Consider the following 11,557-nt stretch of genomic DNA (forward strand, 5'->3'; position numbering starts at 1 on the left):
ATTACTTTTTCGCGTCTTCTATATAGCTAATTGCTTGACCTACAGTTCCAATGTTCTCTGCTTGATCGTCTGGAATTTGAATATCGAATTCTTTTTCGAATTCCATGATTAATTCTACAGTGTCAAGTGAATCAGCTCCTAAATCGTTTGTGAAGCTTGCTTCTGTTGTCACTTCATTTTCGTCAACGCCTAATTTATCTACGATAATGGCCTTTACTCTTGATGCAATGTCTGACATAATTTTTTATTTTAAATTTAATTACGCGGCAAAAATATGAAACTTTATTTAAATCAAAATCATTTCTTTGATAAAAGATGCTATTGAATCTGTAAATTTCTATTTTTTCACGTTTTATAGCATAATTGTTACTAATTATTTAGTTAATTTGTTGTTCAACTTAAATTTTATTAATGAAAAGAGTCGTAATTCTAGCTTCTGGGTCGGGTTCAAATGCCGAAAACATCGTTAAACACTTTGAAAAAAGTCAATTAGTGACTGTTACTAAGATTTTATCAAATAAAAAGGATGCAATGGTTTTGGAAAGAGCTAATCGTTTAAATATTAGTAGTATGAGTTTTAATAGGGCTGATTTTTATGAATCGGAGGCTGTTTTAGATGTGCTTAAACAAAATGCTGATTATATTATACTAGCCGGATTTTTATGGAAGATTCCACAAAATGTATTGGATGCCTTTCCTAATAAAATTATTAATATTCACCCTGCATTATTGCCTAAATACGGTGGTAAGGGTATGTATGGAATGCATGTGCACGAAGCTGTTGTGGCTAATAAAGAAAAGGAATCGGGTATTACCATTCATTATGTAAATGAGAATTATGATGAAGGCGCTATTATTTTTCAAAATAGTTTTGAAGTATTGCCATCAGATACAGTGAATGATGTAGCTGCTAAAATACATGAGTTGGAATATGCTCATTTTCCTGAAGTTATTGAAAAAGTGATCTTACAAAATGGCTAAAAAAAAATATTATGTGGTTTGGAATGGGCATAAAACCGGTGTTTTTACATCGTGGAATGTTTGTAAAAAGCACATAACAGATTTTAAAGGTGCGCAATATAAGTCGTTTGCTTCAAAAGAAGCGGCCGAAAAGGCTTTTAAAGGTAAGTACGAAGATTATGTTGGAAAAGACACTAAAAAAATTAGTTTAAGTCCTGCGGAATTAAAACGTATAGGTAAACCTATTATGAACTCAATTTCGGTAGACGCTGCTTGTTCAGGAAATCCTGGGAAAATGGAATATCGAGGAGTAGACACACAAACAAAGAAACAATATTTTATTCAAGGTCCTTTTGAAAAAGGAACTAATAATATAGGTGAGTTTTTAGCATTGGTGCACGGATTAGGTTTTTTAAAACAAAAAAAGAGCAACTTACCAATTTATTCAGATTCTAAAATTGCAATGAGTTGGGTTAAAAACGGACAATGTAGAACTAATCTTCAAATTACTCCTGAAAATAAAAAATTATTCGATTTAATAAAACGTGCTGAAAAGTGGTTGAAAGAAAATACTTATACCACAAAAATATTAAAGTGGGAAACCAAAGCTTGGGGTGAAATTCCTGCTGATTTTGGTAGGAAGTAAATATATCTGGGTTGTTTACTGTGTGAACTTTTCTAAAAGAACAATAAGTTCTTGAATATTTTCAGGAAGCTTATTGTGGTTAAAATCAAAATGATACTGTTTCGATTCAAAATTTAAGTCAAAGGTTCCTTTTATGGCTTTGTCTACAGCTAAATCTTCATTATGAATATTATTTGTTAGTTGCTTAAAATTAATTTTAAGGAGTTGTTGTTCAAGTTCTTTTTTTTGATCTATTGAGAGTGTTGTTATTTTAATATTTGTGTTATTGTTTAATTCAAGTTTGTTATTGTTTAGTTGAATGGTGTATATGTAGCCGCGAGTTTGTGCTATATAATTTAATGAAGTGTTGTTTGTTATCTCTTGGCTATTGCAAGAAGAGAATGTTAAACAGCAAATTACAATACTTAACTGAAGTAAATTTTTCATAGTTTAAATATAATAAAAAAGGAGCTAATTAATTAGCTCCTTGATATTGTTTGTATTGACTTTTAAATTAATTTACAAAACTTTCTTTAGCTCCTCCTGGTATAAATAAAGCTCTCATTCTATCGTTTTGACCAGCAGTGAACATATACATGCAATCATCATAAACATAATCCATATAGTTCATAGTCATGTCTGCTGATTTACAATTGATAGTTGGATATGTTGGGCAACCGTAATTTGCACCGTCTGAACTTGGTGTGTCTGTAACAAAATCATCTTGGCGACATCTTCCATCTCCCCAAATGTGACGTAAATTTAACCAGTGGCCAACTTCGTGTGTAGCAGTTCTTCCGTCTCCGTATACTCCTCCAGCTGTGTTTTCACCTAAGAAGTCTGATCCAATAACAACACCATCTGTTGCGTTAGTTCCTCCAGGGAATTGTGCATAGCCTAAAATACCACCTCCAATTTCACAAACCCAAAGGTTTAAGTAGGTAGATGGTGATGTAGCGTCTATACCTCCTTGACTAGCATATTTCATAGCGTCATTAGTTCCCCAAGTTGTTTTTGTAGAAGCTTTTCTGTTAACACTAGCTAATGTAAAAGTAATATTAACATCTGCAACCAAACTTGAAAACTCAGCGGGGGCACCACTGGTGTTTGGGTTTGCATTGTTATAATCTTCATTTAAAATTTCAATTTGAGAGTCGATATGTGCTTGTGTTACTGGGTGAGCTGGGTCTTCTAAAATATTTACAATTACAGGAATTGTTATTGCTTCAGTATATGTTGGATCTGTACCAGGGTCTGTACCAGGATCTGTGCCTCCGCCTCCTCCAGGAGTTCCAGTAGGTTTTTTGGCTGCGATAAATTGTCTGGTATGTTTTTCAACATTGTACATTTTTTGGTACAATCCAGGGTTTTCTTTTAGTTGACGATTTAAAACATGCATTGAATGACATTTTTCACCACTTTGAGTAGATTTTCCCGCTGTTCCATTGTCTTCTTTGTCAGTGTAAAGATAGAAATCGCTCATGTCTACTTCTGCAATTTCTTGATTTGGAATCGTTTCGTTTGAGTCGTTGTTACAGGCAACAACAACTAAAGCCATAAAGGCTAAAAAAAGAATTAATTTTTTCATTTTTAATTTTAAAATTTGATTAATATTTTTTTCGTCTTTTTAAATTTAAGATGAACGAATATATTAAAAAAAAGTTAAAAAAGAATCATAAATAAGTTGAAATTGTTAAAATGGTGGTTTTTATTCAATACAAAGTATGTTTTAATAAATATTTGTCAATAATTAAAAATTAGCTTAGCATCATTTTTGCTCTTACCAAGGCATCATACAAAGCATCAATTTCTTCAAAAGTGTTGTAGAATGAAAATGAAGCACGAACTGTGCCTGGAATATTATAAAAAGCCATAATCGGTTGTGCGCAATGGTGACCTGTTCTAACAGCAATTCCTAATTTATCTATTATTGAGCCAATATCAAACGGATGAATATCGCCTATATTAAATGAAATTACAGAAGTTTTGTTTTTAGCTGTTCCGTAAATTTTTAAACCTTCAATTTGCAATAATTTTTTTGTGGCGTATGCTAACAATTCGTTTTCATAAGCTGCAATATTATCAAAACCAATTTCATTCATATAATCAATAGCGACTCCAAAAGCAATGCCGCCAGCAATATTTGGTGTACCAGCTTCAAATTTATGTGGTAAATCGGCATACGTAGTTTTTTCAAAAGTAACTTGTTTAATCATTTCTCCACCACCTTGGTAAGGAGGTAATTTATTTAGCCATTCCTCTTTTCCATATAAAATACCAACACCTGTTGGTCCACATAATTTATGGGCAGAAGCCACGTAAAAATCTACATTTAATGCTTGAACATCAGGTTTTAAATGTGGGCAACTTTGTGCGCCATCAATTAAAACCGCAGCTCCAACAGCATGCGCTTTATCAATAATTTCTTGAATAGGATTTATGGTTCCTAAGGCATTAGAAACGTGGTTTAGAAATACTAATTTTGTTTTTTCTGAAAGTAATTCATCATAAGCATCCATTAATAATTCCCCTTCATAATTCATAGGAATTACTTTTAAAATAGCACCTGTGCGTTCGCACAACATTTGCCAAGGAACAATGTTAGAGTGATGCTCCATAGTTGAAACAATAATTTCATCACCTTTATTTAATAATGAAGTAAAGCCAGTAGCTACAATATTTATACTATGCGTGGTTCCTGCAGTTAGTATAATTTCGTAACTTTTTTTAGCGTTGAAATGCTGTTGCAGCTTAAGACGTGCTTCTTCATAAGCATCAGTTGCTACCTGGCTTAGTGTATGAACACCTCTGTGAATGTTTGAGTTTATGGTTGTGTAGTAGTTTACGATACTATCAATTACTACTTGTGGTTTTTGGCTAGTTGCTGCATTGTCTAAATAAACTAGCGGTTTTCCGTTTACTTTTTCTTTTAGTATTGGAAAGTCGGCTCTAATTTTATCTATATCTATCATACGCTCTTTTTAGAATGATTCTAAATACAAAATTACAAAATTGAGTTTGTTTTAAGTAGTTTTTTTGTAGCTAATTACAGCTAAACCATTCATAAGAATAGCATATAAAAAGGTTTTGATTAATTGAGGAGAGATATCGGTTAAACCAGCACCTTTTAACATGGCCATAGACATGGCTTCAACAAAATTTCGCAATGACTTCTACTATTTAATATTTTACTTCTAAATATAATAATGTCTTCCAACTTCTGTAAACACTTTTTTTAAACTAATAAAATATTTGGTACTTTTGGTTAGTATTATTAGTTTACAGTATTCAGTAGCAGTGCAGTTTAAACCAGAAACCAACAACCAACAACCAAAACCCAAACAAAATGAAAAAAGCGCTAAAAATTTCACTTTCAATCTTAGTATTAGTAGTTATTTACGTTGGCTTTACAAACTTTCAAAAATTGGTGTTAATATCAGGTTATTCAGCTAAAAGTATGGCTTCGGGTGTTTTTGTTGCGGGTATGTCTCAAGAATTGGTTGAAGCAGTCGATAATGGTTTTTCTCCAGTTTCATTAGCAACAAACAAAGTAGATTTTGAAAATAAAATGGTTGCAACTAACGTTTTTGGTTTTAAAAGCAGAACTTCAGTTTATAGAGAAGGGTTGGGTGCTGTTGTGATTAATGAAGATTATGATGAAAACGCTCCTTATTTGGTGCCTAAAAGAAATAAAACACCTCAAAATTCACCTTTTCCGTATGGAAATTCACCTCAAAAAGACACCGTTTTTTCAAATATTGATTATCAAAAATTAACAAAAGTAGTAGATAACTATTTTAATGAAAATACTTCTGAAAATACTACTCGTGCACTACTTGTAATTTATAAAAATCAAATAATTGCTGAAAAATATGCTGAAGGTTTTAATGAAAATTCAAGATTGATTGGGTGGTCTATGGGGAAGAGTTTAATGAGTGCCGTTTGTGGTGTATTGAATTTTCAAGGGAAATTAACAGTTGAAGAGCCTGCGCCTATTGATGCTTGGAAAAACGATGAACGTGCAAAAATCACCATCAATAATTTGTTGCAAATGAACAGTGGTTTGGAGTGGGAAGAGGATTATACTAAAATATCTGATGTAACTAAAATGTTGTATTTGGATACCGATATGACCAAATCTCAAATTAATAAACCGTTGGTTGGAACACCTAATGAAACTTGGAATTATTCATCTGGAACTTCTAATTTGTTGAGCGGAATTATAAGAACTAAATTTAAAACACATCAAGCATATCTCGATTTTTGGTACACGGATTTATTCGATAAAATTGGGATGCATTCTATGATTTTTGAAACCGATCTAGCTGGAAATTACGTGGCATCATCTTACGGGTGGTCAACCGCAAGAGATTGGGCTAAATTTGGTTTATTGTATTTAAACAAAGGAAATTGGAATGGCGAACAAGTTTTTAGCGAAGATTGGGTAAATTATACTAAAACTCCAACAAACGAATCTGAGGGTGTTTACGGCGCTCAGTTTTGGTTAAATGCAGGAGGTCATTTACCAGATGTTCCAAAAGATTTATTTTTTGCTGATGGTTACCAAGGACAACGTGTTTTTATCATTCCTTCAAAAGAATTGGTTGTCGTACGCTTAGGCGTTACCTACAGTAAATTAGATGATCAATTAAAAACAAGAGAAATTCAACCAGAAGAAAATAAAGACGTGGTAGAATTTGAGTTGAATAATCAATCATCAAATGAATTATTAAAGGATATTTTATCTGTTTTTAAATAACTAAAGTGGTTGTTTTTTGTTATTAGCACTAAAGTGAATTAATTCTTTTATTATTTCTTTTTTATGTCGCAATTAAAAAAAAGTGGAATCTAATTTTTTGAAAATTATGAAATATTCAACTTTAGTGTCGTTGTTTAATTTTGTTTGCGAAAAAGGGAAACTAATTAAAAAAAACAATTAAAACTATGGAAGCTTTTACTTCATAAAAATATTTTACTAAACTGTTAGTGATTCTTTAAATTTAGGTAACGGAAAACTAATAGTTTTTATTATAAAAATAGCTTTTAGAACATTTTAACGCAGTTATAGAACATTGGCTTATTAGCAAATAGTTAAAAGATATAAAGGTGCTGTTTTTCGTGAAAAATCAATAAAATGATGAAAATTGTATTATTTACAACCTAAGTTGTGGTTTTAGAAATAAAGAATAACGATTTTAACATCCATTTGTTATGCTAAATAGGTATTTTATTGAAATTTTTTAGCAGTATGTTTATTGTGTGATTTATGGGGTGTTAGAGCCTTAATTTTTTTATTTTTGAGAATAAATTATTTTCAAGATTTTATTGAAAACTCCTTCAAATATAACAAGTTTGCCCTTAATTCAAACATACAATTTAAAACGAATTATAGTTACTTCTGAAGTTTATTCAGTTTTGAAGAATAACCGAAAATTTAGTTTAAATTTTAAGGTTATTAATAATCACAATTTTTTATCTACATGAATATATCTTTTACACATTGGAGTGAAAATAATTTATTATTTATCTCGAAATCAAAAGTATATTTTAAGTTGAAATATGCTCAAATAACGAATGTCAAATTAAAATATATATGAAAAAAAATTACCCAATTCAAACTACTATCAAGTATTCATTATATAGAAAAAGAATCCTTAGTTTTCTTTTCATTTTATGTTTTACAAACCTTTTATTTTCACAAACAAAGGGATTGATTTTTGAGCCAGCAACAGGAGGTGGTACAGCGGTATTAGACCCGAATGGTGATGGTTATATTTCTGCTACTACAGCTGGATTTATTAATAACGATAGAGCTGAAAGTGAAATTCAATATATTCCTTTTATTTTTCCAGGAACGGAGCCAACGAGTGATATAAATAACGGGCCTAATGGTGGATTTACAGATTTTGTTGATTCAGGTATAGAGGATCCTGCAATGAATTATGTTGATGCTAGTAATAATTGGTTGTTTAGATTAAGAATGGGATCTGTTAGACCGAATGCAAAGAGTTATAGTATTCTTGTTGATACTGATGGTAAGTTTGGTTATTCTGGAGTAAACGCTGATCCAAATGCCACTTCAACCAATCCTGGTTTTGAGATTGAAATTGTGCTAGCTACAAAATTTGGAGTGTATGTTTATGATATAGATGGACCAGCGAATTGTAGTCCGGTTATTTCTTATAATGGAACCACTAATTATCAAAAATCTATTGCTCATTCTGAAATATACAATCCACAAAATTATTTTTTAGATTTCTTTGTCCCTTTTGGAGATTTAACATCTCAATTTGGAATTACTCCAAGTACGCCTATTAGGATGGCCATTATAGATAATATGGCAGCATTGAAGTCAACAATATGTAATTCTTCTTCAGCTTCAGATATTGCTGGTGTTGACGGCTCCTGTGGTTCTTTGGCAGATTGTTTTGAAACTATTATTGAGAATCAAGGACCTTGTTCATTGGCAGATATTAATGCTGGGCTTTGCTTAGAAAAATCAACTTGTCCTTCAATCTCTGGATCAATTGGTGTTGGAGATACAAGTGTTTCAGGAAATACAACAGAAGCAGACGGTACAATAATAAGGGTTTATAAAAATGCGGTATTAATAGGAACAGAAACTGTAAGCGGTGGGACTTGGACATTGACTGGGATTTCACCAGCATTGACTTCAAATGATGTTATCCATGCGACTGCACAAGCAACGAATAAATCTGTTTCTGATAGTGATTGTAATACAATAACAGTTGATGTAGTTTGTTCTGCACCACCAACATCAGCTAGATATTGTGGGAAAAGCATTGTTGGAACAGCTACTTCAGGAGCTGTAATTAAAGTATATCAAGGAAATAGTTTGATAGCATCTATTCCTTCTGCGGGAACAGATTTTTCAGGCGGTCAAATAACTGCCAATGATTTGGCACTTGGAACATTAGATAGTGCAGCTGATAATTTTTTATGGAAATGTGTTGGAACTGGATCAAGCATCAATTGTAACGCATCAGGAGGAGCTTGTTTAACAGATGGAACTTATAGAGTAACAGCGACAGAATCAGGAAAATGTGAATCTGATCCTGTCTATATTAGTGTTGGGATAACTTGTAATACTGCAAACACAACAAAAACACCATCAATTAGCCCCGTGCCAACAGTAAGTTCAACAACTATTACAGGGACAGTTCCATCTCCTGATAATGTTATAGATGTAAACGTGGTGTTATTTATAAATGGTATTCAGGTTGGCACTGATAAGACGGATTCATCAGGGAATTGGTCAATAGAATCTTTAAGTTTGTCGGAGTGTGATGTTATTACAGCTCAAGCTATTGTTGATGGAAAATGTATTTCATCTATTTCACCGGACATTAATATTGGAGGTGGTTTAACAGCTCCTCCTGTAATTACTGGATCCTATTGTCCGTCCTTGTCTAATGTGTTAATTAAAGGAACATCTTCGGAGGCAGTGGGAACCATTATTAGTGTATATGAAAATGGAGCCTTACAAGGAACAACTACTGTTTCATCAGGAGGGTTTTGGCAATTTACTGACTCGGCTATTTCTGGAGGAAGTATATTAACAGCAACAGCAACTCCTTTGGTAAGTTGTAAAACAGTAAGCCAATCCTCTAGTGGAGTTGTTGTTGGAACAAGTCCAAGCAATGCTGGTCTTACAATTTCTACAGATCCAATTATTGAACAATCAACTTCTATTTCTGGTACAGGGACAGGAGGAAGTACTATTACTCTGTATGTTGATGGATTTCAAGTTGAAGGAGTATTTGCTATAGTTAGCGGAACTACTTGGACAATTACTGGAATTCCAGATTATGAATTATATACAGGAGGTATTGTAACGGTAAAGGCTTCCAATGGCGGGTGTGAATCACTTCCATCTGCAAGTAAAATAATTCAATGTATTACCCCATTAGACAATAAGACTGTAAATCCAGAAAATGAAATAATTTGCTCAGGATCTTTTGTTGCTAATGTTGATATTTTAAGTTCAGAAAATTTGGTTGTTTATCAGTTATATCTTGCAGATACTACAACCCCAACAGGAGTTTCTGTTTTAGGAAATGGATCAGATATTGTTTTAACAAGTGGAACTTTAACATCAGACACAACTTTAAATGTTAAAGCATTTAAAATTCCATCAGGTTCCTGCGAGACATTTCTTACAGAGCAAGTTGATGTAACCGTAAATGCTGTCCCTGATTTAGGGTTAACAGTTGCAGCTACAAGCCCAATTTGTGCAGGGACTTCTACGAATATTACGGTTGAATTATCAGAAGTAGGCTTTTCTTATCAGCTTAGAGATGATTCCGATGATTCCAATATTGGATTACCAGTATCAGGAACAGGAGGAACTATTAATTTACCAACAGGTAATTTAGTAGCAGATACTACATTTAATATAGTAGCAACGGGCGTTGCGCCTTCAAGTTGTAGTGGTGAATTAACTTCAAAGGGGATAGTGACAATGATAAGTTCCCCTACTATTTCATTAACTTCAAGTAATAATCCAACAACTTGTGGTGGGACAGATGGTAGTATTGTTTTGTCTTTAACAAATGTTTCAGATGGGAATTACTCAATTAATTACGAAGATGCTTCCTCAACCTCACAAATTTTTACAAATATTTCAGTTTCAGGAGGAAGTACAACTATTAATGGTTTAAGTGAAGGAACCTATAATAATATTGCTATTACAGTTTCAGGTTGTACTTCTTTGGATGATGTTGATATTGTATTAGTATCTCCAGGCGCTCCACCACAACCATCAGTAGTAAACTGTTGGGATAATTTTGTATTCAACACAACAACTTGTTCTTGGGAAAACACAGGAGTTCAAGATGTTCAACCAGCGGTCGTAAACTGTTGGGATAATTTTGTATTCAACACAACGACTTGTTCTTGGGAAAACACAGGAGTTCAAGATACTCAACCAGCGGTAGTGAATTGTTGGGATAATTTTGTATTCAATACAACGACTTGTTCTTGGGAGAACACAGGAGTTCAAGATGTTCAACCAGCGGTAGTGAATTGTTGGGATAATTTTGTATTCAACACAACAACTTGTTCTTGGGAGAACACAGGAGTTCAAGATGTTCAACCAGCGGTATTAAACTGTTGGGATAATTTTGTATTCAACACAACAACTTGTTCTTGGGAAAACACAGGAGTTCAAGATGTTCAACCATCAGTAGTAAACTGTTGGGATAACTTTGTATTCAACACAACGACTTGTTCTTGGGAAAACACAGGAGTTCAAGATGTTCAACCAGCGGTAGTAAACTGTTGGGATAATTTTGTATTCAACACAACAACTTGTTCTTGGGAAAACACAGGAGTTCAAGATGTTCAACCAGCGGTAGTAAACTGTTGGGATAACTTTGTATTCAACACAACGACTTGTTCTTGGGAAAACACAGGAGTTCTAGATGTTCAACCAGCGGTAGTGAATTGTTGGGATAACTTTGTATTCAACACAACGACTTGTTCTTGGGAAAACACAGGAGTTCAAGATGTTCAACCAGCGGTAGTAAACTGTTGGGATAATTTTGTATTCAACACAACAACTTGTTCTTGGGAAAACACAGGAGTTCAAGATGTTCAACCAGCGGTAGTGAATTGTTGGGATAACTTTGTATTCAACACAACGACTTGTTCTTGGGAAAACACAGGAGTTCAAGATACTCAACCAGCGGTAGTAAACTGTTGGGATAACTTTGTATTCAACACAACGACTTGTTCTTGGGAAAACACAGGAGTTCTAGATGTTCAACCAGCGGTAGTGAATTGTTGGGATAACTTTGTATTCAACACAACAACTTGTTCTTGGGAAAACACAGGAGTTCAAGATGTTCAACCAGCGGTAGTAAACTGTTGGGATAATTTTGTATTCAACACAACGACTTGTTCTTGGGAAAACACAGGAGTTCAAGATACTCAACCAGCGGTAGTAAATTG

9 protein-coding genes are annotated in these 11,557 nt (G+C 33.3%); 4 read left to right on the plus strand and 5 right to left on the minus strand.

Going from position 1 to position 11,557, the window contains the following annotated elements; genetic code table 11:
• Position 1: 1 nt before the first annotated feature.
• Positions 2 to 238: an acyl carrier protein gene (locus CHB67_RS05050; protein WP_089380648.1), complete on the minus strand. Its 237-nt coding sequence runs from the start codon at positions 236 to 238 to the stop codon at positions 2 to 4.
• 173 nt (positions 239 to 411) lie between these two features.
• Between CHB67_RS05050 and purN the strand changes: the two genes are divergently transcribed.
• Positions 412 to 981: a phosphoribosylglycinamide formyltransferase gene (gene purN, locus CHB67_RS05055; protein ID WP_089380649.1), complete on the plus strand. Its 570-nt coding sequence runs from the start codon at positions 412 to 414 to the stop codon at positions 979 to 981.
• Positions 974 to 1,606 (plus strand): ribonuclease H1 domain-containing protein, encoded by a 633-nt coding sequence (locus CHB67_RS05060; RefSeq protein ID WP_089380650.1) that lies wholly within the window; start codon positions 974 to 976, stop codon positions 1,604 to 1,606. The genes purN and CHB67_RS05060 overlap by 8 nt, the downstream gene beginning before the upstream one ends.
• A 15-nt stretch (positions 1,607 to 1,621) precedes the next feature.
• Here the strand turns inward: CHB67_RS05060 and CHB67_RS05065 are convergent, their stop codons facing one another.
• The 4 genes from CHB67_RS05065 to CHB67_RS17010 form a co-directional block, all read right to left on the minus strand.
• Positions 1,622 to 2,032, minus strand: a complete 411-nt coding sequence (locus CHB67_RS05065; protein WP_089380651.1) for a hypothetical protein — start codon at positions 2,030 to 2,032, stop codon at positions 1,622 to 1,624.
• A 67-nt stretch (positions 2,033 to 2,099) separates the two neighbouring features.
• Positions 2,100 to 3,173, minus strand: a complete 1,074-nt coding sequence (locus tag CHB67_RS05070; protein ID WP_089380652.1) for a zinc metalloprotease — start codon at positions 3,171 to 3,173, stop codon at positions 2,100 to 2,102.
• 169 nt (positions 3,174 to 3,342) lie between these two features.
• Entirely contained in the window at positions 3,343 to 4,557 is a 1,215-nt protein-coding gene (locus CHB67_RS05075) for an aminotransferase class V-fold PLP-dependent enzyme (RefSeq protein ID WP_089380653.1), read from the minus strand.
• Between the two features lie 51 nt (positions 4,558 to 4,608).
• Entirely contained in the window at positions 4,609 to 4,752 is a 144-nt protein-coding gene (locus tag CHB67_RS17010; protein ID WP_176461215.1) for a hypothetical protein, read from the minus strand.
• 179 nt (positions 4,753 to 4,931) lie between these two features.
• Between CHB67_RS17010 and CHB67_RS05080 the strand changes: the two genes are divergently transcribed.
• Both CHB67_RS05080 and CHB67_RS17165 read left to right on the plus strand, forming a co-directional pair.
• Positions 4,932 to 6,344: a serine hydrolase domain-containing protein gene (locus CHB67_RS05080; RefSeq protein ID WP_089380654.1), complete on the plus strand. Its 1,413-nt coding sequence runs from the start codon at positions 4,932 to 4,934 to the stop codon at positions 6,342 to 6,344.
• A gap of 834 nt (positions 6,345 to 7,178) precedes the next feature.
• Positions 7,179 to 11,557, plus strand: a 4,379-nt coding sequence (locus tag CHB67_RS17165; protein WP_176461216.1) for a hypothetical protein, incomplete at its 3' end; no start/stop codon positions are given.

The organism is Lutibacter agarilyticus (genome assembly GCF_900188235.1).
GTDB classification, from domain to species: Bacteria; Bacteroidota; Bacteroidia; order Flavobacteriales; family Flavobacteriaceae; genus Lutibacter; species Lutibacter agarilyticus.

What these genes read in the sequence shown, in the direction of transcription:
- CHB67_RS05065 (WP_089380651.1), bottom strand. Translation starts at nt 2,032, where the DNA reads ATGAAAAATTTACTTCAGTTAAGTATTGTAATTTGCTGTTTAACATTC.
- CHB67_RS05080 (WP_089380654.1), top strand. Translation starts at nt 4,932, where the DNA reads ATGAAAAAAGCGCTAAAAATTTCACTTTCAATCTTAGTATTAGTAGTT.
- CHB67_RS05050 (WP_089380648.1), bottom strand. Translation starts at nt 238, where the DNA reads ATGTCAGACATTGCATCAAGAGTAAAGGCCATTATCGTAGATAAATTA.
- purN (WP_089380649.1), top strand. Translation starts at nt 412, where the DNA reads ATGAAAAGAGTCGTAATTCTAGCTTCTGGGTCGGGTTCAAATGCCGAA.
- CHB67_RS05075 (WP_089380653.1), bottom strand. Translation starts at nt 4,557, where the DNA reads ATGATAGATATAGATAAAATTAGAGCCGACTTTCCAATACTAAAAGAA.
- CHB67_RS05060 (WP_089380650.1), top strand. Translation starts at nt 974, where the DNA reads ATGGCTAAAAAAAAATATTATGTGGTTTGGAATGGGCATAAAACCGGT.
- CHB67_RS05070 (WP_089380652.1), bottom strand. Translation starts at nt 3,173, where the DNA reads ATGAAAAAATTAATTCTTTTTTTAGCCTTTATGGCTTTAGTTGTTGTT.